Origin of the sequence: Curtobacterium sp. KBS0715, assembly GCF_005938005.2 — a bacterium.
GTDB lineage: Bacteria > Actinomycetota > Actinomycetes > Actinomycetales > Microbacteriaceae > Curtobacterium > Curtobacterium flaccumfaciens.
Genome location: NZ_VCCA02000001.1, coordinates 1,723,076 through 1,747,870, shown reverse-complemented (window position 1 = coordinate 1,747,870; position 24,795 = coordinate 1,723,076). Strand labels below are relative to the sequence as shown.

Here is a 24,795-nt window from a genome sequence, read left to right as displayed (position 1 = left end):
TCGAGCGTCCGGGTGGTTCTACCGTCGCGGGATGGCACACCGCAGCGACACCTGGCCGACGCACGAACGCAACGAGCGACCGTGGCGGAGCACCGTCCGCGGGTGCCGCGACGACCGGCTGGTGACCACCGTGCAGGTGTCGCTGCCCCCGTCCATCGCGAGGGCTCGGTGGACGCCCGACGACGACACCGTTGCGCTGCTCGACCGGAGCGCCACGGCCCTGCGCGCCCTCGACGTCCACCACGGCTCGCGGCTCGCACCGCTCGGGTCCGTGCTCGGCCGGACCGACGCGCTGGCGTCGTCGCGGATCGAAGACGAGTCCGCGTCGATCGACGACCTGGCGCGGGCTCTCGTCGGCATCCGGGCGAACGCGGGTGCCACCGCGGTCGTCCGGGCCGGCGGCGCCGTCGAGCACCTGGTGGCCGGAGCGGATTCGGGCACCGTCGCCGAAGCCTCCCTGCTCGAGGCACACCGGCTGCTGATGCGCGACGACCCGGTCGACGGACGGTACGCCGGCCGGTACCGCGACGTGCAGAACTGGATCGGCGGCGGCGCCACGCCCCGCGACGCCGTCCACGTGCCACCGCCGCCCGAGCTCGTGGTACCGCTGATGGCCGACCTGTTCGCGTTCGTGCACCGCGTGGACCTGCACCCGATCGCCCAGGCCGCGATCGCCCACGCGCAGTTCGAGTCGATCCACCCGTTCACCGACGGCAACGGTCGGATCGGGCGGGCGCTGATCGGTGCCGTGCTGCGGCGACGCGGGGTGACCACGACCGTGACGGCACCGGTGGCCACCGCGCTCGCGGCTGGCCGGCTGCGGTACTTCCGGCACCTGGAGCAGTACCGCGACGGCAAGGTCACCGGGTTCGTGGTCGACCTGGCCCTGGCGATCGGGACGGTGTGCGACGAGGCGACGCTGAGCGCCCTGCTGCTCGCCGAGCACGACGCCGACCGGTCCGCCGGCCCCTGCGCCTCGGGCCCGCACGCCGTGGTCGGCCGTGCACTCGCCGACGATCCCGTCCTGACCGAAGCGCACCTGGACACCCTGCTCACCGCCGACGAGGTCGAGCGCGTCACGCACGACCTGGTGCTGGCAGGGGCGCTCCGTCCGGTCACCGGTCGTCGCCGTGACCGCGCGTGGGTCGCACCCGCCGTGGTCGCCGAGCTCGAGGCGTTCGAGCAGCGGGTGCACGCCGCTGTGGGCGGCCGCGAGCGCACGGCGGCCTGACCGGGGGTGCGGGCGAATAGGGTGGGACGGTGAGCAACGAGCACACCGCATCCACCCCGCCCAGCGCCGCGAAGCGGCCCGTGACACGGACCCACCACGGCATCGACTTCGTCGACGACTACGAGTGGCTGCGGGACAAGGAATCCCCCGACACCCTGGCGTACCTCGAAGCCGAGAACGCCCACACCGACGCCGCCACCGCGCACCTCGCGCCGCTGCGGGACCGCATCTTCGCCGAGGTGAAGAGCCGCGTGCAGGAGACCGACCTCTCGGTACCGGTCCGCATGGGCGACTGGTGGTACTTCACCCGCACCGCCGAGGGCAGCCAGTACGGCGTGCACTGCCGCGTGCCGGTCGCCGGTGCCGACGACTGGACGCCGCCCGCCGTCGTCGAGGGCGAGTCGACGCTCCCCGGCGAGCAGGTGGTCCTCGACGGCAACGCCCTGGCCGACGGCCACGAGTTCTTCTCCCTCGGCACCTACGACATCAGCGACGACGGCACCCGCCTGGTCTACGGCATCGACGTCGAGGGTGACGAGCGGTACACCCTGCACGTGCGCGACCTGGCCTCGGGGACCGACCTCGGCGACGCGATCCCGAACACCGGGGCCGGCGCCACGTTCGACCCGGCCGGCCGCTACGTGTTCTACCCCACCGTCGACGAGTCCTGGCGTCCGGACAAGATCTGGCGCCACACGGTCGGCACCGCGACGTCCGAGGACGTCCTGGTGTTCGAGGAGCCCGACGACCGCTACTGGGTCGGCGTCGGTGTCACCCGCTCCTCGCAGTACATCGTCATCGAGCTCGGCTCGAAGATCACATCCGAGGCGCACGTCCTCGACGCCGCGGACCCCACCGGTGAGTTCCAGGTCGTCTGGCCTCGCCGCGAGGGCGTCGAGTACGAGATCGAGCACGCCATCGTCGGCGGCAGCGACCGGTTCCTGGTGCTGCACAACGACGGCGCCGAGAACTTCGAGCTCGTCGACGTCCCCGCCGACGACCCGACCTCAGAGCGTGACCGCCGCGTCGTCGTGGCGCACCACACCGAGCGCCGGATCGAGTCGGTCGACGCCTTCGCCGGACACCTCGCCCTGGAGTACCGCTCCGAGGCGCTCCCCCGCGTCGCGATCATCCCGATCGAGGGCGACGGGTACGGCGACGCGCACGAGGTCCCCTTCGACGAAGCACTGTTCTCGGCGGGGCTCGGCGGCAACCCGGAGTGGGAGCAGCCGACGCTCCGCATCGGGTACACGTCGTTCGTGACCCCCTCCGAGGTCAGCGACCTCGACCTGGCCACCGGCGAGGTCACCGTCCTGAAGCGCCAGCCCGTGCTCGGTGGCTACGACCCGGCCGACTACGTGCAGGAGCGCGACTGGGCGACCGCGTCGGACGGCACCCGCGTGCCGATCTCGCTCGTCTGGCGTCGTGACGCCGTCGAGGACGGTACCCCGGCGCCGCTGCACCTCTACGGCTACGGCTCGTACGAGCACTCGATCGACCCCGGCTTCAGCGTCATGCGCCTGTCGATGCTCGACCGCGGTGTCGTCTTCGCCGTCGCCCACGTCCGTGGTGGCGGTGAGCTCGGCCGGCACTGGTACGAGAACGGCAAGACCCTGACGAAGAAGAACACGTTCACCGACTTCGTCGCGGTCGCCGAGCACCTGATCGAGTCCGGCCGGACGAGCGCCGACCGGCTCGTGGCCGAGGGTGGCAGCGCGGGCGGGCTCCTGATGGGTGCGGTCGCCAACCTCGCACCCGAGCGGTTCGCCGGCATCCTGGCCGCCGTGCCGTTCGTCGACGCGCTGACGAGCATCCTCGACCCGGACCTGCCCCTCACCGTCATCGAGTGGGACGAGTGGGGCGACCCGCTGCACGACGCCGAGGTCTACCGCTACATGAGCGAGTACACCCCGTACGAGAACGTCCGCGACGACGTGCAGTACCCGCAGATCCTCGCCGTGACCTCGATCAACGACACCCGTGTGCTCTACGTCGAGCCCGCGAAGTGGACCGCGAAGCTCCGCGAGGTCGGCGCTCCGGTGCTGCTGAAGACCGAGATGTCCGCCGGCCACGGTGGTGTCAGCGGTCGCTACGCGTCGTGGAAGGAGCGGGCGTTCGAGCTCGCCTGGCTGCTCGACGTGCTCGGGCTCGCCGACGAGACGCCCGCCGCAGCGACCGCCAACCCGATCGCCGCGGGCTGAGCCGCACCGCGCACTCCGTGAGCAGAAGAGGTCGGGTCCGAACGCGGGACCCGACCTCTTCTGCTCACCAAGCGAACAGCGGCGCACGCAGCGCCCGCACCCCGATCACACGCGGTTGAGCGCGTGCACCGCCTCGTCGTAGGACTCCTCGGCCAGGCGCACCCGGTCCCCCGCGAGCACCCCGTACCCGAACGTGCCCTCACCCCCGCGCTCCGCGATCGCCGCGTTCGCCCGCAGGATGTCGAGGGCGTGCAGGGACCGCACCCGTTCGGTCAGCACGTCGGCAGCGGTGCCGATCCGCTTCCACAGCGCGTGCGGGAACGCGTCGTCGCCGAGCACGTCCATCGCCATCCGGGCGCGCATCGTCTCCTGCCACGCGGCCTCGGTGGTGGTCCGGTCGGCGGCCTCGCGCTCGGCAGCGGTGTCCGAGGTGTCGTCGGCGACGGCGGCCCGGACGAGTTCGCGCACACGCGGCTTCACGTCGGCGCCGACGTCCTGCGCGACCTGCTTCGGTGCGCGGAGCGACCACGCCGTCGGGGCCGGGCGCTCGGCGGCGTCGTCGAGGGCGTCGAGCAGCTCGAGGAACGGCTCGCCGTGCAGGAACGCGACGACGTCCCGCACCGCCTGGTCGCGACGTTCCCGGGTCGAGGCGAGGATGCGCTCGCGGGTCATCGCGTCGACCAGGTCGTCCTGCGCCGGCGACGACGCCCGCGGCAGCCGGTCGATCAGGTACTCGGCCAGCGCCGCACGCGCGGTGACGCCCGCCAGGCCGTCCGCCGCCTCGGCGGCGCGGTCGACGGCCTCGCCGTCGGGGAACGCCGGGCGGTAGGCGCCCAGGATCGCGGCGATCTCGAGGGTGGTGTCGGCCGCCTGCCGGAGGTCGGCCGTGTCGCCGGAGCGGAGCCGGGCCTCCTGGCCGAGCAGCGCGACGCGCAGCTTGCGCACCCGCTTCGCCAGGATGCGTGCGGTCGTGCCCTTGGCCGGCTTCTCCTCGGTCTGGAGGCGCGGTGCCGGTGCTCCTGCCAGCCCGCGTGCCAGCTTGGACGCGACGGCGGCGGGGCCGGCACCGACGGCCGCGAAGCGCCCGTCGAGGGCCGCGAACAGCTCGTGGGCGATCTGCGGGTCGACGCCGTCGACGGTCTCGACCTCGACCTCGCGCCAGGTGCGGGGGGTCTCCGGAGCATCGTCGTCGAGGCGCTGGGCGGAGACCTGGTCGTCGGCGAGCTCGGCGATCTGGTCGCCGTCCTCGTCGAGCAGTCGGGTGACGGTGCGGGTGGTGGTGATCCGGACGACGGGACGCAGCCCGCGACCGCGACGCTCCGTGAAGAGCGCGGCGAGGACCTCGTCGGGCACCGTGTCGGCGTCGTCGGTCAGGGGGAACTGCTGCTCGTGGCGGACCGTGTCCGACTCCGAGCGCTTGATGTGCCAGCCGGCGTCGGGGCCGCCCGTGCGGCGGCGCACGGTCACCCGCGCGGCCACCAGGTCGTACCGCTCGGTGTCCCAGTAGGTCGCGTCCAGTTCGAACGGCTCCTGGTGCTCGGTGCGGAGGATGCCGCCCGCGCCGACGAGGTCGGGGAGGGCACCGCCCTCGGGCAGGTCGTAGGTGCGCTCGATCTCGAGGTGCGTGTGGCTCACACGCTCTTGTCTACCAGGCGCTGCGAGGTTTCCCCGCACCCGGGGTTAGCCTGCAGGGATGAGCGACACGATCACCCGCGAGCAGTTCACGCCCGAAGCCGGCGGCGTCACGATGTTCACCACCACGTGGTGCGGCTACTGCGCCCGGCTGAAGAACCAGATGTCGAAGGCCGGGGTGCCCTTCACCGAGGTCGACATCGAGCAGACCCCGGGCACCGCCGAACTCGTCGCCGAGGTCAACGGCGGCAACCAGACCGTGCCGACGCTCGTGTTCCCCGACGGCACGACGGCGACGAACCCGTCCCTGGCCGAGGTGCAGTCCCGCATCTGAGCGGCGGCCCTCCGCAAAACACCGGTGTTCACGCTCCGAACACGCGCATGACGCGGTTCAGAGTGCGAACACCGGTGTTTTGCTGTCAGCGCCGCGCGCCGGCGCTAGCCGCCGAGCGCCTCGGTCAGCAGCGCAGCCATCGCGTCGAGCTGGATGTCACCGGAGTCGACGACCTCTTCGTCCGAACCGTCGAGCGCGCGGGCGGCCAGGGACGCCTTCGAGTCGATGAGCTCGGCGATCTTGGTGTCGATCGTCTGCGCGGCGATGATGCGCCACGCAGTGACGGGCTCTTCCTGGCCGATGCGGTGCACACGGTCGATCGCCTGGGTCTGCTCGGCGCTCGTCCACGACAGCTCGGCGAGCACGACGTTCGACGACACCTGCAGGTTCAGACCGACACCGGCCGCGGTCAGCGAGCAGACGATGACGGCGACGTCGGGGTCGTTCACGAACGAGTCGATCTCGGCCGTGCGCTGCGTCGGGGTCTGGTCGCCACGGATCGTGGCGGTGCGCAGGCCGCGACGGGCGAACACCTCTTCCGCCTGGTCCATCACGTCGAGGTGCTTCGCGAAGAACACGACCTTGCCGACGTTCGAGGCGAGCTGTGCCGCGTAGTCGGCCGCGAGCTGGGCCTTGGCCCGGCCGATGCGGCGGACCATCGAGAACACGTTCTCGCCGGTCGACGAGGCGTCCTGGTCCTCGAGCTCCCAGCGCGCGACCTGGCGGACCAGCTTGTGGTCGATGCCGACGACCGGGTCCTGCCCGGTGCGGGCGTCGAGCGCCTGGTGGTAGCGGCGGACGAGCTTCGCGGTGAGCTCGCGCTCCGCGTCGCGGATGGAGCGACCCTCGTCACCGTCGAGCTCGACGGGGATGTCGGCGATCCGGCGTGCGGGGATGTCCGCGGCGACGTCGACCTTGCGGCGTCGGACGATGCCCTGGTCGATGACGGCACGGCGGGCCTCGACGAAGAACCCGGGGTCGGCCGGCGTCAGACCGATCTCCTCGAGCTCGTTCATGAGCTTCGCGCGCGGCTTCTTGTCGTCGATCCAGCCGAGGTACTCCCAGATGGTGCGGAAGTCCTCGACCGAGTTGATCAGCGGGGTACCGGTCAGCGCCATGAGCAGCGGCGCGGCGGTGCGCTGCCGGATGCGCTCGGCGATCTGCAGCACGAACCGGGCGCGCTGCGAGTCCTTGTTCTTGATGAAGTGCGCCTCGTCGACGACCATCCCCTTGAACCCGAAGTTGCCGAGCCACCCGGCGTGCCGGTCGAGGATCTCGTAGTTCACGATGACGATGTCGGCGAACCCGTCGAGGTCGTTGCCGTCCCCGTGGATCACCGTGGCGCGGTGGTTCGGCACCCAGCGCTCGGCCTCACGCGCCCAGTTCGTCTTGACGACGTTCGGCACGACGACGAGCAGCGGGAACGCGTTCGCGGCATCGGCGGCGAGCAGCGACTGTGCGGTCTTGCCGAGGCCGGGCTCGTCAGCGAGCAGGAACGTGCGGTGCCCCTGCGCCGCGGCGGCGACGAGTTCCGCCTGGTGCTTCATGAGCGTGGTGCCCGAGCGCGAGTGCAGCGTCGTGGGCTCCGGCAGCGGCATCGTCGCCGCTCCGCCGCCCGCGCCGTACTCGAACGACTTGAACAGCGGTCCGAACAGTTCCCAGTTCGCCAGACGACGCGGGTGCGCGACGGGCTGGTCGGCGAGGGCGAAGTCCGGCGGCATGAACGGGTTCGCGAGCTGGCGCTGCACGACCGCCTGCGGCACGACGGCCCGCACCGGGGTCTCGACCACCGCGGCGGGCTCGGACGCGATGACGAGGTCCTCCGGCTGCAGTTCCACGCCGCCGGCGATCATCATGTCGCGCTTGACCGCACGCGTCGCCTCGGACACCTGGACCTCTTCGGCGAGGAGCTGGATGACGCTGGTGTCGCGCGCCGCCGTCTTCGCGAGGATCGTGGCCACGCCGTCGAGCCGCTTGAGCTGCTCGGCGCGCTGCGCGTCGGTGAGCTCCGTGTCGGCCTTCACCCGCGCGCGCTCTTCGCGCATGAGCAGGGCGACCGCCTGGAACTTCGTCCGGTTCGATGCCTTGAGCGGTCCGCGCTGTGCCGCGGCCTCGACCTCGCGCACAGCGCGGGCGAGGACGGGGATGACGCCGTCGTTGTCCAGCGGCCTGGTGCGACGTGACGCGGTCCGCGTCCCGCCGGCAGCACGCCGGGTGCCTGATCGAGCCAACGCTCCTCCTGTTCCGCCCACACGTCGGGGCGATCCGCCCGTGGGGCGGGAAGTCCTGCACCGGGGCCTGGCGCGGCTCCGGTTCGGCTGCGGGCCACCGTGGCCCACCGCATCGCCGGTCCCCGCATCGGGACGTCCGGTGGACTCCCGCGAGCCGTTCCACACGAGCACCTGCCGGGAGCAGGTTCGGACGGTCCGCGCCGGGATCCGGCGTCGTCACACGCACGTGATGCCCCCTCGGGGCGGTCACGGCCCGGTCCCCGCGTCGATCAAGTGATCGACGGCTGCGTCCGGAATCGACGCGGCACGCGGGAACGCGGTGCGTGCGCGCTCAGTTTACTCCCGGACCACCGACAGAGGCGACCGGCGCGTTGCCCGCGCGCGTCGCGACGGCGGACGGGAGGCCCGTGGCGGGCCCGACCCGCGCCTCCCGTCCGTTCCTCGGTCGCGTCTCAGACCTGCGGTGCGGACCGCGGGCGGGTCGAACCACCGGTCGGGAGGCTCGGGGCAGCGTCCGCCAGGGCGGCCTGCGTCGCGGCGAGGAGCTGCTGGGCGGTCTGTATCCCGTTGGCGGAGCCGGTGGTCGCCTGACCGCCGGCGTGGGCGAGCAGCTGGGCGCCGATGGCCGGTCCGATGCGGTCGGCCTCGCGCGGGTTGCGCGCGACCCAGTCGCGGGCGATCGCGTCGGCGAGGCGCTCGGCGGCGGCGCCGCGCTCGGCGTCGCCGCGGGACCGGTGCCAGAGCCCGGTGACCACGAGGTGGGCGACGACGGCGCCGACGTCACGGACCGGGAAGCCCCAGCCCGCGGTGTCGATGTCGAGCAGACCGGAGATGCGCCACGGCTCGTCCTCGTCGACGAACACCTGCTCCAGGTGCAGGTCGCCGTGCACGACCTGCTTGGTCGAGCTCGACCAGCCGATGGAGCGGCGCCCGATGGCGTCGTACAGGCGGTCGATCTCCTCGGCGTCGCGCGGCAGCGCGGCGATGAGCGTGCGACGGTGCCAGTCGGCGTGGTCCATCGCGTCGGCACGCGCCTGCTGGGTCATCGGGACGGTGGCGACCCGGCCGCTCAGCGCGGCGAGCGACGCCACGAAGCGGGGGTCGTCGGCGATGTCGAGGATCCGGCTGCCGGCGGGCACGCCGCGGATGCGCTCGAGCACGAGCAGGCCGTCGCCACGGCTGGACAGCACACGCGGCACGGGCAGACCGGCCGCGACGAACTGCTCGTGCGACTGCACGATCGGTGCGACCCGGTGCGGACGCACGATCTTCAGGAACAGCGTGCGCTCGGGGGCGTCCACGCGCACGACCGCACGCTTGCCGGGCCGGTACGCCGCCACGGTGAGCACCGGGTCGGTGACGGGCATGCCGAGCGTGGTCAGCAGCTCGGCGACGGCGTCGCGGTAGGTGACCTGCGGCAGCACCGGCAGGCCGGGATCGTTCGGGTACGCCCACACCGACACCGGGTCGCCCGTCGCCGGATCGGTGACGATCGCGCTGTTCTGGTCGTGGGTGCCGCCGGTGTCGACGTAGGTCAGGACCGTGGCGCGCTGGCCGTTGCGGTCCACCGTGTCGACCTCGTAGCCGTACAGGTAGCCGTTGCCCGAGGGCTCGACGGAGTGCGCCCGCGCGGCCACCACGGAGGTCCCGGAGCCGGCGAAGGCCTGCGGGATGACGCGCTCATGGTTGGGCCACACGACATCAGTCAACCGTGTCGCGCGGGTTTCGTCGCGTTCGTGCACGGCTCGGCGCGCGGCCGGTGGCTACCGTGGTCGGTGTGAACCCGGTCGCGCGCCTCCGCAGCTCCAGTCGCACGCCGTTCCTGCAGGTCGTGAAGACCGCCGTCGCGGTGGTCGCCGCCGTGCTCCTCTGCCGCCTGGTCATCCAGGGGCCGTTCCCCACCTTCGCGGCGATCGCTGCCCTGCTGGTGGTGCAGCCGAGCATCAACCAGTCGTTCGTGAAGGGGCTCGAGCGGAGCGCGGGCGTCGTGATCGGCGTCGTGCTGGCCACCGGGTTCCACCTGCTGCTCGGCGACGGCGTGTTCGTCGTGCTGCTCGTCATCGTGCTCGCGATCCTCATCGCCTGGGCGCTCCGGCTCACCCCGACCTCGGCCACCCAGGTCGGGATCAGCGGGATGCTCGTGCTCACCGCCGGGGTCGTGACGCCGAACTACTCCGCCGACCGGATCCTCGAGACCGTGATCGGTGCGATCGTCGCCCTGGTCGTGAACGCGCTCATCGTGCCGCCCGTGCTGCTCGAACCGGCACACCTCGCCGTCGCGCGGCTCGCCCGTGACACCGCGGTGGCGTTCGAGCGGATCGCGATCGGCCTGACCGAGGGGTGGGACCGCGAGCGCTGGGACGAGGCGCTCGTCGCCGCCCGGGCACTGCGGCAGCAGCACGCCAAGGCCGAGGCGTCCCTGGGGTCGGCGCGCGAGTCCCTGACGATGAACCCGCGCGGCGGCCGGCACCGGACGATCCTCGACCGCGACGTGGTGACCACCGACCACCTGCGCGTCCTGGTGACCCGGGTCACCGGGATGACCCGGGCGATCCGCGACAACACCGCACCGGACCTGCGCGACGACCCGGTGGTGCACGGCATCGCGACCGAGGTGGCACGGATCGGTGCGGACGTCCGGGCCCTCAGTGCTCGGGTCGAATCGACACGACTCGACCCGGTGGACGGGGCCGGCCGGGCGGACGCCGCTGCCTTCGGACCGGACGTCGAGCCGTGGGCGGAGGCCTCGGAGCCGGCGCTCACCGCGCCACTCGAGGTGGTGCGGCCGAACTCCCGGCACTGGGTGCTCATCGGGGCACTGCTCGAGGACATCCGACGGGTGCGTGGCGAGCTGCTCGGCGAGGACGACTAGTCAGTCCGCTTCAGCGCGCTGCGCAGGCCGCTCGGTCCGGCTCAGCGCGCTGCGCATGCCGCTCGGTCCGCTTCAGCGCGCTGCGCATGCCGCTTCCGACGCCGTCCGGACGACGTCGGACCAGATCACCGCGGTCGGCACGACGTCGGTCGCCGTCGCACCTGGGATGCCGGCGTCGGCGTACCGGCTGATCTCCGCGACGACGGCCTCGGTGCCGACCTCGCGCGCAGCACGGCTCGCCACGTCCGGCACGGCCGTCCGCAGCTCCGCGACCACGCGATCGCGCGGAGCGTCCTCCAGCTGCGCGAGGGCGCCGATGCCCTTCCACGCGGCGTCCAGTTCGGCGCGCAGGCGCACGATGGCCGGGTGGTCGATCGAGTCGTTCATGATCCCCCAGTGCAGGCGGCGCATCGGGTCGCGCTGTCCGCTGCCGGAGCCTAGCAACGAAGCAAGCGGCGCTCACGTCCCTAGAACGTGGGACAGACCGTTCTGCTCTGTCCTGTGACGAGATTCAGCGAGTCGGACCCGGAGAACGGCCCTCCGCGCCGGTTCGATGCCACGATGGGTTCGAGGAGGTCCACTATGCGGCTGTTGGTGGTCGAGGACGACGACGAGATGCGTGCCCTGATGGAACGCGGACTCGCGGCCGAGGGGTACCGGGTCACGGCCGTCGAGAACGGTGTCGAGGCGCTCATCGCCCTCGGCGAGCAGGCGTTCGACCTGGCGGTCGTGGACGTGATGATGCCCGGCATGTCCGGCTTCGAGCTCGCGCGGCGGATCCGTGAGCGCGAGGACCCCGTGCGGATCCTGCTCGTGACCGCGCGCGACGCCGTCGACGACCGCGTGTTCGGGCTCGACGCCGGCGCGGACGACTACCTCACCAAGCCCTTCGCCTTCGCCGAGCTCACCGCCCGGCTGCGTGCGCTCGGCCGTCGCGAGTCCGCCGGGGCTCCCCGCACGATCGAGGTCGGGGACGTGTCGATCGACTCCGAGGCCCGCCGCATCTCGATCAAGGGGCAGCGCGTCGCCGTGAGCCCCACCGAGTTCGCCCTGCTCCGACTGCTCGCCCGCTCCGCCGGCAGTGTCGTCGACCGCCCGAAGATCCTCGAAGAGGTCTGGGACGGTTCGCAGCACGTCGACCCGAACGTGGTCGAGCAGTACATCTCGTACCTCCGCAAGAAGCTCACCGCGCACGAGGCGACCGTCGCCATCGCCACGGTCCGCGGTCGCGGGTACCGCCTGGATCTGCTCGGGGCGTGAACGGGGCCGACGACGCCCCACGATCGGACCGCCGACGCGGCGGTCCGATCCGGCCGCTGCGTCTGCTGTCGCTGCGTGCCCGGATCACGATCGGCTCGACAGCGATCGCCGCGATCGTCATCCTGCTGCTCGTCCTCGTGATGCGGTTCCAGGTGGTGAGCGTCGTCGCGAGTGCGACGCGCACGCTGCTCGACGCCGACGCCGACCCCTACGTCGCCACGCTCGAGGTCGACAGCGACCCCGACCTGTCGCCGCCGGGCAACGCGCAGCTCGTCGCCGTCGTGTCCCCGTCCGGCGAGATCGTGCTGTCGACGATGCCCGACCGTGTCGAGCAGGCGCTCGGCAGTCTGCGGTCCACCCCTGCCGGCACCTCGATCATCACCGTCTCCGGCTCGGAGTACCGCGTCGTGGTGGAGCACCCCGTCAACGAGGCCGGCCGCTGGACCGTCGTCGCCGCCCGCAACTCGCAGGCCGAGGCCATCGTCGTCGACGACCTCACGACGACCCTGTCCCTGACCGGCCTGGCGATCCTGCTCGCCTTCGGCGTGGCGTCCTGGGTGCTCGCGACCACCGCACTGCGCCCGGTGAACCGGATGCGCCGCGAAGCCGAACGGCTCTCCGTCGCCCCGGAGCGTGCCGAACTGCCGGTGGGCCCCGCACAGGACGAGCTGGCATCCCTGGCGACCACGCTCAACGCGTTCCTCGCCCGGACCCGGCAGGCGACCGAGCGCGAACGCCAGATGGTGTCGGACGCCAGCCACGAGCTCCGGACGCCCCTGGCGATCCTGACGACCCAGCTCGACCTCGCCTCGCTCGACGGGAACGACGCCGCCGCCCTCGCCGCCCACATCGAACGCGCCAAGCACAGCGTCGCGCGGTTGTCACGGCTCGCGAACGACCTGCTCGCGCTGTCGCGGATCGAGGAGTCGGAGCGGCGTGAACAGGACGGCGACCGACGACCCGAGACCGCGTGGTCGGACCTCGGCGACGAGGTGATGGCCGCGGTCGACCGCGTCCGGCTCATCGCCTCGGCGAAGGACGTCACCGTCGACTTCGACCTCGAGCCGCCCGTCGCCGTCGGCGGTTCCGGCCCGGGCATCGGCGGTGGCACCGTCGAACCGCGGTACCGGATCGACACCGGCGGAATGGCCCAGCTCGTCACGAACATCGCGGGCAACGCCGTGGCTGCACTCCCCCGCGGCGGCGGCATCTTCGTGTCCTGGCGGAGCACCGGCGGCGAGGGCGTGCTGCAGATCACCGACGACGGCCCCGGCGTCCCCGAGTCCTTCATCCCCGTGGCGTTCGACCGCTTCACGCGTCCGGACGAGGCCCGGACGTCCCGCCCGAACCCGGACCCGTCGACCGGTGTCGGCGCCCTGCCCGGCGGCTCCGGGCTGGGACTCGCGATCGTGCGTGCGGTGGCGGAACGGGCGGGAGGCACGGCGTCGCTCCGCAACGTGCCCACCGGTGGGCTCGAGGTCACGATCCGCCTGCCCGAGGTGCGCTGAGCACGACCGCTCGCCCGTGCACGACCGCTCACTGGAAGTCCCGCGAGCGGGTGCGGACGGACAGCGACAGGTGCTCGATGCGGTCCGCCACCAGGTTGACGACCCCGTCGGGCGAGCGCTCGAGGATGCCCCGGACGATCACCGCCGGGGACTCCCGCGCCACCCGGCGGAAGCGCCCCCAGACCCCGACACTGCAGATGACGTTGACCAGCCCGGTCTCGTCCTCGACGTTCAGGAACGTGATGCCGGAGGCCGTCGCCGGACGCTGCCGGTGCGTCACGATCCCGCCGACCTCGACCCGTCGTCCGGTCTCGGCGGTCGCGGTGTCCTGCACGCTGAGCACCCGGCGGGCGGCGAGGCGGTCGCGCACGTGCCGGACGGGGTGGTCGTCGGTCGTCATGCCCGTCGACCACATGTCGGCGATGAGCACGTCCCCGCTCGTCATCTGCCCGAACAGCGGCGGCTGCACGAACACCTGCGTGTCCGGCAACTGGTCCGGACGTTCGGCGGCCGCCTGGGCAGCCGACCACATCGCACCGCGGCGGTCGATGTCGAAGGGGGCGAAGGCGTCGGCAGCGGCGAGTGCCTCGAGCTGCGGCGTGGTGAGCCCGACCCGTCGGGCCAGGTCCGACATGTCGCGGAAGGGACCGTTCGCGTCCCGCTCCGCGACGATCTTCTCGGCGCTCTTCCGGCTGAGCGACGCGACCTCGGCGAGCCCGAGCCGCACGGCGAAGGCACCGTCGCGTCGGTGGCTCGCGGTGTCGTCGGGGAGCGCCTTGGCGAAGGGCAGCACCGGGGGCTGCTCGGTGGCCAGGCACGCGTCGTCACCGGCAGGGGTGTCCCCGTCCGGCAGCGGTTCGAGCGTGGCGTCGACCCCGGACCGCAGGATGTCCGGTCGCAGCACGCGGACGCCGTGCCGTCGGGCGTCGGCGACCAGGGTCTGCGGTGAGTAGAACCCCATCGGCTGCGCCCGGAGCAGCGCCGCCAGGAACGCCCCCGGGTAGTGCAGCCGCATCCACGCGCTCGCGTAGACGATGAGGGCGAAGCTGATCGAGTGGCTCTCCGCGAAGCCGAAGTTCGCGAAGGCCTGGATCTTCGCGTAGATCGCGTCGGCGTCCGCACCGTGGATGCCGTTGTCCGCCATCCCCGTGTAGAGCTTGTCGCGCAGCCGGTCGATCTTCTCGTGCCCGCGCTTCGACCCCATCGCCCGTCGCAGCAGGTCGGCGTCGTCACCGGAGCAGTTGCCGACCGCGATCGCCATCTGCATGAGCTGTTCCTGGAACAGCGGGACCCCGAGGGTGCGTTCGAGCACGGGTTCGAGCGCCGGGTGCATGTAGGTGATCGGTTCCTCCCCCGTGCGCCGGCGGATGTACGGGTGCACCGCGCCGCCCTGGATCGGTCCGGGTCGGACGAGTGCGACCTCGATCACCAGGTCGTAGAACCGCCGCGGGAGCAGTCGGGGCAGGGTGCCCATCTGCGCGCGGGACTCCACCTGGAACACCCCGATCGTGTCCGCGCGGCAGAGCTGGTCGTAGACACCCTGTTCTTCCTTCGGGATGGAGTGCATCTCCCAGCGCTCCCCGCAGTGCTCTGCCGCCAGGTCGAACGAGTACTGCAGGGCCGCGAGCATGCCGAGCCCGAGCATGTCGAACTTCACGAGCCCCATGTAGGCGCAGTCGTCCTTGTCCCACTGCAGCACGGTGCGGCCGTCCATCCGGGCGTGCTCGATCGGCACGACCTCGCCCACCGGGCGGTCGGTCAGCACCATGCCGCCGGAGTGGATGCCGAGGTGCCGCGGGAACCCGAGGACGTCGCTCGCGAGCCCGACGACCGCCGGCGGGATGTCGTGGTCCTGGCTCTCGGTCACCGAGCCCCACCGCTCGACCTGCTTCGACCAGGCGTCCTGCTGCCCGGGGCTGTGGCCGAGCGCCTTCGCCATGTCGCGCACCGCACCCTTGGGCCGGTAGGTGATGACGTTCGCGACCTGGGCGGCGTTGTGCCGGCCGTACTTGGCGTACACGTACTGGATCACCTCTTCGCGGCGGTCCGAGTCGAAGTCGACGTCGATGTCGGGTTCCTCGTCGCGCATCGCCGACAGGAACCGCTCGAACGGCAACCCGTACCGGATCGAGTCCACCGCGGTGATCTCGAGCAGGTAGCAGACCGCCGAGTTCGCCGCCGAGCCACGCCCCTGGCAGAGGATGCCCCGACCGCGGGCGTACTGCACCATGTCGCGCACGATCAGGAAGTACCCCGGGAAGTTCTTCTCCTCGATCACGGACAGCTCACGCTCGATGCGCTCCCGTTTGCGGGGGTCGACGCCGTCGGCGCTGCCGGGGTAGAACCGCCGGGCACCCGTCCACGTCAGCTCGCGGAGCCACGACATCGCGGTGTGTCCGTCCGGGACGTCGAGGTCGGGTAACCCGGGCTGCACGGTCTTCAGCCGGAACCCGAGCTCGTCGGCGAGTTCCACGGTCCGCTCGATCGCGCCGGGGTAGCGCCCGAACCGTCTGGCCATCTCGGCGCCGGAGCGCAGGTGGGCGGTGTCGGCGGCCGGCAGCCAGCCGTCGATCTCGTCGAGGCTGCGGCGGGCGCGCACCGCCGCGAGCGCGGTCGCCACCGGGAACCGGTCGGGGGTGGCGTAGTGCACGTTGCCGGTGGCGACCAGGGGCAGCGCGTGCTTCGCGGCGAGGGCGGCCAGGGCGTCGTTGCGGGCGCTGTCGAGCGGGTCGCCGTGGTCGAGCAGCTCCACGACGACGTTGCGGCTGCCGAACCGGTCGAGCAGCACCCGGAGCGCGGTCTCTGCGGCGGACTCGCCACCCTGCTCGAGGGCCTGCCGAACGGAGCCCTTCCGGCACCCGGTGAGGACCCGCCAGTGCCCGTCCGCCCGCGCGGCGAGGTCGTCGAGGTCGTACTGCGGGCTGCCCTTCTCGGACCCGGCGGCCAGGTGTGCGCTCGTCACCGCGCCGGCGAGCCGGTGGTAGCCGTCCTGGCCGTCGGCGAGCAGGAGCAGGTGCGAGCCCTCGGGGTCGGGCACACCGTTCTGCGGTTCGGTCAGCCCCAGGGACAGCTCGGTGCCGAACACGGTGCCGACCTGCGGGTACGACTCGGCGACCTCGGCCATCCGGGCGGCCCCGTAGAAGCCGTCGTGGTCGGTGAGCGCGAGGGCGTGCAGTCGGAGCCGAGCAGCTTCTTCGAACAGGTGCTCGGGCTGGCTGGCGCCGTCGAGGAAGCTGAAGGCCGAGTGCGCGTGCAGTTCGGCGTACGGCACCACGGGCCCGCCGTCGGTGTCGAGCGGTGACGGGACGTACGGCTCGCGCTTCCGCGACCACGCGGGGCTGTCGCCGCCGTCGCCGTCGTGCGCCGTGCCCGGGCTCCGCTTGTCGGACAGCGCGCGCTCGAACTGCGACCACGGGATGGGTGGGTTGCTGTAGCCCATCAGGTCACGCTCCTGTCGGTGGTGGTGGTCGGGGTCACGTCGCGATCGCCTCGGCCCACCAGCGGTGGTCCGCCAGCACCAGGTACCAGGCACGCCCCTCGGCGTCGACGAGCTGCAGCCGGTGCAGGCGTCGACCGCCGGACTCCCACCACCGGACGACGAGCGGCCACGGACCCGCCCAGGCCGTCACGGCCGAGAAGCCGCCGCCCCGGTCGCCCTCGGCACGGAACCGTTCGGGTGCGCCGGACAGCACGCCACGCTCGTCGACGTCGACGCTCGCACCACCGACGGCGACGACGTCGACCGGTCGGGGGCGCTCGAGCACGGTGGCGGGGGGCGGGCCGGGCAGCTTGCCGGGCCACGGACGGTCGCGCACGGTCGCCAGGGCTCGCTCACCGCCGGCGGGCGCGTCGCCCCACGGCACGAGCACCACGCGCTCGGACAGGGTGCGGCCCCCACCGATGCGCGGGCTCACCACACCGTCGTGGCCGACCATGCCCTGGATCCGGGCGAGGCCGTGGTGCACGCGCTCGTCCGGGCCGGAGCCCCACAGCCCGCGCTCGTGGTTCGCCATGTCGTCGACGGCGACCGGCTCGAGCACGACCGAGGTGACCGGCGCCTCGAGCCCGCTGGGGTCCACCCCGCCGGCGAGCTGCCACCGCACCCGGTCGACCACGTCGGCGGCGTCGAACCAGCGCGGGTGTGCCCAGGTCCGTTCGAGCAGGATGTCGCGCTCGTCGACGATCCCCACACGGATGGTCGTCGCCACGAGCCCCGCGGCCCGGAGCCGCTCGGCGAAGTCGTCGGCGGAACGCCGGAACGCGAACGCGATCTGGTCGGCACGGTCCAGCGGGGGTTCGAACGACGCCTCGACCCGGAGTTCCGGCGGGATCTCCCGCGCCGCGATCTCTCGGGGGTCGCGGCCACCGGCCAACCGGTGCAGGAACGCCCCGGCCACGCCGAAGCGGTCCCGCACCTGTTCGTCGCCGAGTGCCGCGAAGTCGCCGAGCGTGGTGATGCCGAGCCGGTCGAGCACCGTCGTGAGGTCGGGGTCGCCGAGCACGCCGAGCGGCAGGTGCGCGAGGAAGTCCGCCGATCCCCCGACGGGCACGAGCCGCACCCGTTCGCCAGGACGCACCGGACGGGTGCGGGCGGCCTGGTCCGCCGCGAACGGGGTGTCGGCCACCCCGGCCCGCACCGCGGGGGCGCCGTGGTCGGCCGCGATGCCGGCAAGGGTCGCCGCCGCCGCGCGCTCACCGCCGTAGTACCGGGCCGGGCCGCGGGCGCGGAGCGCGAGGGTGCCCGGCCGCAGCACCTCGACCCCGGGGACCGCCGCCTCGACCGCACGGATGACGGGCTCGAAGGCGCGGTGGTCGAGGGCGTCGTCGTAGGGCTGCACGAGGAGCTCGGGGCACCGTGCCTGCGCCTCACGCACGCGGAGCCCCCGCACGACACCCTGCTCACGCGCGGATGCGGAGCTCGCGAACACGAGCCCCTTCGCGGTCAGGGCGAGGGGTTGCTCCGGCGGGGTGCCACCGGCCCGAGCCGCCGCGATGACCGGCCAGTCCGGGCACCAGAGCACGATCGTCCGGGTCGGGGGTGGTTCGGGCAGTGCCGCCCCACGCGTGATCGCGTCGGTCCGGACGCGCCCGGAGGCGATCACGACGCCACCGCCACGGGCCGCAGCACCCGGGTGCCCCCGGAGCCCACCGTCGGCACCGGTGTGGCGGCCCGGACCGCACCGTCGGCCGCGGGCAGGAGCAGCTCGGCGGTCGCCGGACGCACCGCGCCGGCTCGCCCGGTCGCGGTCACGGTGGCCAGGCGCTCCGTCAGGTGGCCGTGGCCCTGACCGATGCCGCTCCACGTCGAGGACGTGACCCGCAGCGTGACGTCCGCCCCGGGCCAGGAGCCGAGCGCGACGAGCGCGCCGCCGCGCTGTCGCAGCCGAGCCGACAGCCGTGCCACGTCGCCCGGCACGACCCGGCCGAGCGGTCGGGTGAGGACGATCTGGGCGACGTCGGCCATCGCCGCCGTCACGGCGAGCCACTGGTCACCGGGATCGGGGACGAGCACGAGTCGTTCGAGGTCGATCCCCGCGGCGGCGGCGGCTTCGATCCCGAAGGACGGCACCCCGACGACCGCACACCACGCCCCGGCCGCCGAGGCCGCCTGCAGCATCGTGATCGCGAGCAGCACCGACTCGGGGACGGCGTAGGTGCCACCGACCCGGATCGCGCCACCGGGCAGCAGGGGTTCGAGTGCCGGGGCCGTGGGGAGCCCGGCGGTGTCGACCCGCGTGGACTCCATGTCGGCCACCCGGGACCGCAGGGACGTGATGCGGTCGAGCGCGGCCCGGGCATCGCTCAGGTGGTCCGGCCCACGGCGCGCACCGCCACCGCCCGCACCGCTGCCACCGCGTGCAGCACCGCTCCGCCCGCCCCGGTCCGGGGTGGGCGACCGGAGTGCCGCCGCCGTCTGCATGCCCTCATATTCGAACATGTGTTCGATGATGTCAATCGCGTCCGACATCCGTGGACAGTCCTGGTCGAACACGTGTTCGGATCAGGGCATCAGCTCACCAGCTGGCGACCGACCCGACTCCGCCGAGCACCGACCGCGTCTTGGTCTCGACCTCGTCCGCCTCGTCCGCGGGCACCGACGACCAGGTCACCGCTCCCCCGGCTCCGAGGGTCCGGGAACGCACCGCCCCCGACTCGTCGAGCACGGTCACGAGGCTACGGATCGCCACCGACAGGTCGGCCGCCCCGCTCGCCGAGAAGTACCCGATCGCGCCCGAGTACACCCCGCGCGGCGCCCCCTCGAGCCGGTCCGCGATCGCCGTGGCACTGCTCTTCGGCGCCCCGGTCATCGACCCCGGCGGGAACGCCGCGTGCACCACGTCGGCCCGAGACGTCCCCGGCGGCAGCACCGCCCCGATCGTCGAGACCAGCTGGTGCACGCTGGCGTACGTCTCGACGGCGCACAGCCGCTCGACGTGCACCGACCCGGGCACCGCGGTCCGCAGCAGGTCGTTCCGCAGCAGGTCGACGATCATCACGTTCTCGGCGCGGTCCTTCGGGCTCGCCGCCAGGTCGTCCCGCGCGGCTGCGTCCGCCACCGCGTCGGCGAGCCGCCGCCGCGTGCCCTTGATCGGCTCCGCGAGCACCGCTCCGGCCGCGTCGATCCGCAGGAACCGCTCCGGTGACCGGCTCGCCACGCGCAGCGGGCCGAGCCGCAGGAACGCACCGAACGGGACGGGGTCGGACGCCCGCATCCGCAGGTACTCGTCCAGGTGCGGGTCCGTACCGGGGCCGCCACGGGCCTCCTGTCCGACCGCGAAGGCGGTGGTGAGGCAGACCTGGAACGCGTTCCCCTCGCGGATCTCCGCGCGGCACACGTCGACCGCCCGCTCGTAGGCGGCACGCGTCACGCGTCCGGTCGCCGTGGACACCCCGGCCGGGAGGCCCGTGGCCGCGTCCACGACACCGACCGACGTCGCGGGGGTGCGCATCTCCTCGAGCCACGCGCGGTTCCGCGCGCTGGCCGCCGGTTCCGCGTCGGCGACGAGCGCGAGCGCCCAGGCGCCACCGGTGTGGTCGACGACGACGGCTCGGTCGACGAACCGCAGGTCGGCGTCGGCGTGCCCGTCGGCGGTGCGGTCCGGGCCGCCGGACTCGCGGCCGAGCTCGTAGCCGAGGAACCCGACCCAACCCAGCGCGAACCCGCACCCGACGACCGGCTCGGGCAGGCTGGGCGTGCGTCGGAGCAGGTCAGCCAGCACCGCGAAGGCCGGACGCTCCTCGGATCGGGCGGGCCCGAACCACTCCTGGGCGGGCGCGGCGACCGTCAGGTGCGCACGACGGTCCTGGTGCCGGAACCGGGCGGCGAACGGCCCGTCCGTCCACGCCAGCACGGACCACCGCGCCCGGGGTCGAGCCGTGGCGGGAGCACCGTCGGGCAGGCCGGAGTCGAGCCACACCACGTCCCCGGCGACCTGCGCCACCACGGCCGCGAGGTCGGGGACCGGGTCGAGTCGGCGGACCTCGACGCGGACGCCGGGGTCGGGGGTGCTCAGATCGCGGCGATCGTCCATGCGGCGGCGTGCGAGGCACCGGGCGCGAGCACCACGAGGCCGCGGTCCTCGCCGTCGTTGAAGGCGTCCGGGGCGCACGTCATCGGCTCGACGGCGAGACCGGCGCGGTGGTACTCGGGGACGACGTGGTCGGCGGTGTGCACCTGGGCCCAGCCGCACTCCGGCCCGAAGCTCGCACGGACCCCGTGACCGTCCGCCGCCGTGACCGCGATGGTGGCGAGGCCGGCGGCGTCACGGTCGAAGCCGGTGAAGGCGTGGTCGATGAACCGGTCGCCGATCAGTGTGGGCGTGCGCAGGTCGAACTCGTCGTGCACGGGGACCAGGTCGGTCGGGACGAGCCGGTCCGGCGTCACCTCGAGCACCTGGGCGGCGGGGAGCGTCAGGGTCCAGTCGTCGACGGTGCCGGCACCCGCGACGAGGTAGGGGTGCGGGCCGGTCCCCCACGGCGCGTCCTCGGCGCCGGTGTTCGTCCCGGTGATCGTGGTGTGCAGCCCCTCGGCGTCGAGCCGGTACTCGACGATGACCTCGACGCGGTACGGGTAGCCCTGCTGCGCCTGCACGGTCGTGGCGAGCACCACGCGGTCGTCCGCCTGCTCCTGCACGCGGAAGTCCGTCCACGCGACGAGTCCGTGCAGGGCGTGGTGCCGTGCGGGCTCGGTGAGGGCAAGCTCGTGGTCGACGCCGCCGAAGGAGTACTCGCCGTCGACGATCCGGTTCGGCCACGGGGCCAGGACGGCACCACGGAAGACCGGGCGGACCTCGTCGGCGTCGAACGGGACGACCAGGTCCCGGCCCTCGTGCCGCAGGGTCCGCAGTGTCGCTCCGACGGTGGCGATGTCAGCCGTGTACCCGGCGGAGGCGATCGTCAGCGGGGACCCGGACAGCGGCGCGTCGTTGCTCATGCGCTCAGCGTATCGGGCCACCGAAGCCTGACGGGCGCACGAAAAACCCCGCCGTTCCGAGGAACGACGGGGTTGAGGGTGGATCTGAGGGGACTCGAACCCCTGACCCCCTGCATGCCATGCAGGTGCGCTACCAGCTGCGCCACAGACCCAGATCGTGCTGCTTCCGTACCAACCGGTTCCCCGGAGGCACCATAGAAGCGTACACCATGCGCACGCCGGGCAACGAAATCGAAGCCGTCACCCGGGCGCGTCGCTGATCAGGCGGTGTGGTCCACCGGGAGCTCGAGCGGGATCGTCGGGCAGTCGGCCCAGAGACGCTCGAGCGAGTAGTACTGACGGTCTTCGTCGTGGAAGACGTGCACGATGATCTCGCCGAAGTCGATGAGGACCCAACGGCCCTCGGTACGGCCTTCGCGGCGGAGCGTCTTGGCACCGAGCTCGAGGAGGCGCTCCTCGACGGCATCGGCGATGGACTGCACGTTGCGCTCGTTCCGACCGGTTGCGAGCAGGAACACGTCCGTGAGCTGCAACGGCCCGGTCACGTCGAGAGCGACGAGGTCCTCGGCCTGCTTGGCGTCGGCCGCGAGTGCTGCGGCCTGCACGAGTTCCAGTGCGCGAGTGGAGGCGGTCACGGATTCCTTCCGGTCGTCGAACCGACGGACAGCCGGTTCGCTTGATGGGTCACGATCATAAGCCACCCCGCCGACAGCGGCCAGGCCAGGGTCGGCGGGGTGGTGGAGAACGGACGTCGGGGACGGCAGCGGTCAGCCGCCGAACGCGTGGGTGGTGAGCAGTGCGGTGATGATGACACCGGCCGCAGCCAGTCCGACCGCGCCGACCGTGACACCGAGGATCAGCGGCGTCCGCGACTCCTTCGGCTTGGCGGCGGCGAGCACGACCTGGCGGGTCGAGGTGTGGCTGGACACCGCGCGGCTGGCCCGGACCGGGCTGGCATCGGTGTCGGGCTGCTCGTCCTGCTGCTCGAGCAGGCGGTCGACCTCGGCGCCGTCGATCGGCCGGTGCGACCCCGTCGACGACAGCGATGCCGGCAGGTCGATCGACCCCGTCAGGATCACCTCGCCCGTCGCGTTGAGGGCGCCCGTGGGGTCGGCCAGGGCCGAGTTCGGCAGGATGATCGCGTTCGTGTTCGTCACCGCGACGCGGCGGGTGCCGGTCTCGGCGTCGTGCACCTCGGAGTCGTTCGAGTCGTGCGCCTGCTGCGACCAGTGGCCGGCGGGCGGCGCGAAGGCCGTGGTCACCGGCTTCGGCTCGGTCGGACGCTGGAACGCGGCGGGGACCTTCGGGGCCTCGGTCGCGGGCTCGGGCAGCGGCACCTCGTTGGTGTCGTCGTCCTCGGCGTCGAGCGAGAGCGGGAACACCGCTGGGGTCGCTGCTGCGGTGTTCGTCGGGATCGGCACCGGCGTGACGGCGGGCTGCGAGCCGGCGGCGGGAGCGGGAGCGTCGTCGGCCGAACGGGCCGGAGCGTCCTCGGACGTCTCGTCCGCCGGGGCGACGTCGGTCGTCTCGTCCGCAGGGGCGTCGGTCACCGGCGCATCGGACTCGGGGACGTCGGTCGCCGGTGCGTCGGAGTCGGTGACGTCGGCGGGCGGCGACCACGTCGACCGGTGGCGGCGGGGCTCCTCGGCGTGCGCAGCGGCCTCGTCGAGGGGCTCGAGCGCGTCCGGGGAGCCGTCGGCCTCTGTGGCCTGGGCGACCGCGGCCTGGTCGAGGACCGTCGGGGCAGCGGGCTGCTCGTCGTGCGCGGCCTCGGCGTCCGGAGCGCTCTGCGGCGCGGCCGTGGGGTCGATCGTGTCCACCGACCCGAGGACGTCCTCGACGGTGCGGTCGGACGACTGGGGCGTGGGGTCCTGCAGCGGGACCGGCTGCACCGCCTGGCGCTCGGCGGCGCGGAGCTGCCGGATCTGCCGACGGGTGAGCCCACCGCTGCCGGGGACGATCTCGGTCGCGGAAGCAGGCGGGAACGGCGGCACACCGGCCGCGGACCCCGATGCCGGGACGGACGGGGCAGAGGCCGGAGCGGCCTGCGCCGAGGCCGGCGTGGACGACTGGGCGGGGCCACCGGGGGCCGGGGCGACGTGCGACCCGGGACGGCGGGACTCGGGAGTCTCGGCGGCGGGTGCGGCGACGGTCGGGGGCGGCGTCGCGGGCTGCGAACCGGCCGCGGCGGCACGCTCCCGCTCGCGCGCCTGGCGCCGCGACAGGGGCGGCTGCGCGTCGGACGAACTCATGCAACGCTCCGATACAGATGGTGCTTGGAGATGTACTGGACGACACCGTCGGGAACCAAGTACCAGACGGGGAACCCCCGTCGAACCCGGTCACGGCAATCCGTCGAGGATATGGCCAGTGCAGGGACTTCGAGCAAGCTTACGTCCCGCTCGGGCAATCCGGTGAGGCTCAAGGCGTGTCCCGGACGCGTCACGGCCACGAAGTGCGCGAGGTCCCAGAGACCATCATGGTCTTTCCAGTCGACGATCTGCTGAACGGCGTCTGCGCCCGAGATGAAGACGAGCTGGGCATCCGGTCGCTGTTCGTGCAGGTCCCGCAGGGTGTCGACGGTGTAAGTCGGCCCCGGGCGGTCGATGTCCACGCGGCTGACGGTGAACATCGGGTTCGACGCGGTGGCGATGACGGTCATCAGGTACCGGTGCTCGGCGTCGGTGACGTCGGACTTCATGTACGGCTGTCCGGTGGGGACGAAGACGACCTCGTCGAGGTCGAACGCCCGCGCCACCTCGGACGCCGCGACCAGGTGCCCGTGGTGGATGGGGTCGAACGTGCCACCCATCACGCCGATGCGTGGCCGTCCGGTGGTCTCGAGCATCGAGTGGTCGGTCAGATCTTGGTGTGGCCGAACTCGTCGACACCCGTCTCGTGGTGGCGGGTGGCCTCGAACTTCTGGGAGTGGCGGTAGGCCACGTCGCGGAAGCTCCAGGTCACGAAGCCGAGGAAGATGAAGAAGAGGGCGCCGACCATGGGGAACACGAACGCGGGCGCCCCGGAGGCGTGCTCAGCAGCTTCTGCGAGGAGGGTCATCGTTCGTGCTCCGTTCGGTCGGGGAAAGACGC

Annotated in this window: 19 protein-coding genes and 1 tRNA gene; 6 read left to right on the top strand and 14 right to left on the bottom strand. The window is 72.8% G+C overall.

Translation table 11 applies throughout. The features are described from left to right. The first annotated feature begins 31 nt into the window (after positions 1-31). Complete coding sequence (locus tag FFG40_RS08370; RefSeq protein ID WP_185974137.1) at positions 32-1,231, top strand: Fic family protein; 1,200 nt, start codon at positions 32-34, stop codon at positions 1,229-1,231. 29 nt (positions 1,232-1,260) lie between these two features. Beyond that, positions 1,261-3,432, top strand: a complete 2,172-nt coding sequence (locus tag FFG40_RS08365; RefSeq protein ID WP_138802857.1) for a S9 family peptidase — start codon at positions 1,261-1,263, stop codon at positions 3,430-3,432. 105 nt (positions 3,433-3,537) lie between these two features. On the opposite strand, the gene FFG40_RS08360 is transcribed toward FFG40_RS08365, so the two are convergent. After that, the gene (locus FFG40_RS08360) at positions 3,538-5,067 is read right to left on the bottom strand and encodes a CYTH domain-containing protein (RefSeq protein WP_182710085.1); all 1,530 of its coding nucleotides are present in this window, start codon (positions 5,065-5,067) and stop codon (positions 3,538-3,540) included. Between the two features lie 58 nt (positions 5,068-5,125). Here FFG40_RS08360 and FFG40_RS08355 point away from each other — a divergent pair, with 58 nt between their 5' ends. Then, the gene (locus tag FFG40_RS08355) at positions 5,126-5,398 is read left to right on the top strand and encodes a mycoredoxin (protein ID WP_027464730.1); all 273 of its coding nucleotides are present in this window, start codon (positions 5,126-5,128) and stop codon (positions 5,396-5,398) included. A 104-nt stretch (positions 5,399-5,502) separates the two neighbouring features. On the opposite strand, the gene FFG40_RS08350 is transcribed toward FFG40_RS08355, so the two are convergent. Both FFG40_RS08350 and FFG40_RS08345 read right to left on the bottom strand, forming a co-directional pair. Beyond that, on the bottom strand, positions 5,503-7,629 hold the full coding sequence (locus FFG40_RS08350) for a DEAD/DEAH box helicase (RefSeq protein ID WP_185974136.1): 2,127 nt from the start codon (positions 7,627-7,629) through the stop codon (positions 5,503-5,505). A 452-nt stretch (positions 7,630-8,081) separates the two neighbouring features. Continuing rightward, positions 8,082-9,326, bottom strand: a complete 1,245-nt coding sequence (locus FFG40_RS08345) for a phosphotransferase enzyme family protein (protein WP_071405569.1) — start codon at positions 9,324-9,326, stop codon at positions 8,082-8,084. Between the two features lie 80 nt (positions 9,327-9,406). Between FFG40_RS08345 and FFG40_RS08340 the strand changes: the two genes are divergently transcribed. Further along, complete coding sequence (locus FFG40_RS08340; RefSeq protein WP_138802855.1) at positions 9,407-10,501, top strand: aromatic acid exporter family protein; 1,095 nt, start codon at positions 9,407-9,409, stop codon at positions 10,499-10,501. 72 nt (positions 10,502-10,573) lie between these two features. On the opposite strand, the gene FFG40_RS08335 is transcribed toward FFG40_RS08340, so the two are convergent. Further along, positions 10,574-10,912: a hypothetical protein gene (locus FFG40_RS08335; RefSeq protein ID WP_143882747.1), complete on the bottom strand. Its 339-nt coding sequence runs from the start codon at positions 10,910-10,912 to the stop codon at positions 10,574-10,576. A 171-nt stretch (positions 10,913-11,083) separates the two neighbouring features. Here FFG40_RS08335 and FFG40_RS08330 point away from each other — a divergent pair, with 171 nt between their 5' ends. Then, positions 11,084-11,761, top strand: coding sequence for a response regulator transcription factor (locus tag FFG40_RS08330; protein WP_017885962.1), 678 nt, complete (start codon positions 11,084-11,086; stop codon positions 11,759-11,761). Continuing rightward, positions 11,758-13,269 (top strand): cell wall metabolism sensor histidine kinase WalK, encoded by a 1,512-nt coding sequence (locus FFG40_RS08325; RefSeq protein WP_138802854.1) that lies wholly within the window; start codon positions 11,758-11,760, stop codon positions 13,267-13,269. The genes FFG40_RS08330 and FFG40_RS08325 overlap by 4 nt, the downstream gene beginning before the upstream one ends. A 28-nt stretch (positions 13,270-13,297) precedes the next feature. Here FFG40_RS08325 and FFG40_RS08320 read toward each other — a convergent pair whose 3' ends face one another. The 10 genes from FFG40_RS08320 to FFG40_RS08275 all read right to left on the bottom strand — a co-directional run bounded on the left by FFG40_RS08320 (position 13,298) and on the right by FFG40_RS08275 (position 24,763). Next, positions 13,298-16,708: an error-prone DNA polymerase gene (locus FFG40_RS08320; RefSeq protein WP_138802853.1), complete on the bottom strand. Its 3,411-nt coding sequence runs from the start codon at positions 16,706-16,708 to the stop codon at positions 13,298-13,300. A gap of 34 nt (positions 16,709-16,742) precedes the next feature. Continuing rightward, positions 16,743-18,371, bottom strand: coding sequence for a DNA polymerase Y family protein (locus FFG40_RS08315; protein WP_138802852.1), 1,629 nt, complete (start codon positions 18,369-18,371; stop codon positions 16,743-16,745). Further along, positions 18,368-19,237, bottom strand: a complete 870-nt coding sequence (locus FFG40_RS08310; protein ID WP_260678828.1) for a hypothetical protein — start codon at positions 19,235-19,237, stop codon at positions 18,368-18,370. The genes FFG40_RS08315 and FFG40_RS08310 overlap by 4 nt, the downstream gene beginning before the upstream one ends. Positions 19,238-19,283: 46 nt before the next feature. Then, complete coding sequence (locus tag FFG40_RS08305) at positions 19,284-20,801, bottom strand: anthranilate synthase component I family protein (RefSeq protein ID WP_138802851.1); 1,518 nt, start codon at positions 20,799-20,801, stop codon at positions 19,284-19,286. After that, a complete protein-coding gene (locus tag FFG40_RS08300) occupies positions 20,780-21,703 on the bottom strand; it encodes an aldose 1-epimerase family protein (RefSeq protein ID WP_138802850.1) in 924 nt (307 codons plus the stop codon). Before FFG40_RS08300 ends, FFG40_RS08305 begins: the two co-directional genes overlap by 22 nt. Positions 21,704-21,782: 79 nt before the next feature. Next, positions 21,783-21,855, bottom strand: a tRNA-Ala gene (locus tag FFG40_RS08295). 108 nt (positions 21,856-21,963) lie between these two features. Beyond that, positions 21,964-22,338, bottom strand: coding sequence for a ribosome silencing factor (gene rsfS / locus FFG40_RS08290; RefSeq protein WP_027464721.1), 375 nt, complete (start codon positions 22,336-22,338; stop codon positions 21,964-21,966). A 132-nt stretch (positions 22,339-22,470) separates the two neighbouring features. Continuing rightward, positions 22,471-23,955 carry a hypothetical protein gene (locus FFG40_RS08285; protein WP_138802849.1) on the bottom strand — a complete coding sequence of 495 codons (1,485 nt, stop codon included), beginning with the start codon at positions 23,953-23,955 and terminating at the stop codon, positions 22,471-22,473. Then, positions 23,952-24,551: a nicotinate-nucleotide adenylyltransferase gene (nadD, locus tag FFG40_RS08280; RefSeq protein ID WP_027464719.1), complete on the bottom strand. Its 600-nt coding sequence runs from the start codon at positions 24,549-24,551 to the stop codon at positions 23,952-23,954. The genes FFG40_RS08285 and nadD overlap by 4 nt, the downstream gene beginning before the upstream one ends. A gap of 11 nt (positions 24,552-24,562) precedes the next feature. Further along, a complete protein-coding gene (locus FFG40_RS08275; RefSeq protein ID WP_035807661.1) occupies positions 24,563-24,763 on the bottom strand; it encodes a hypothetical protein in 201 nt (66 codons plus the stop codon). Positions 24,764-24,795 lie beyond the last annotated feature (32 nt).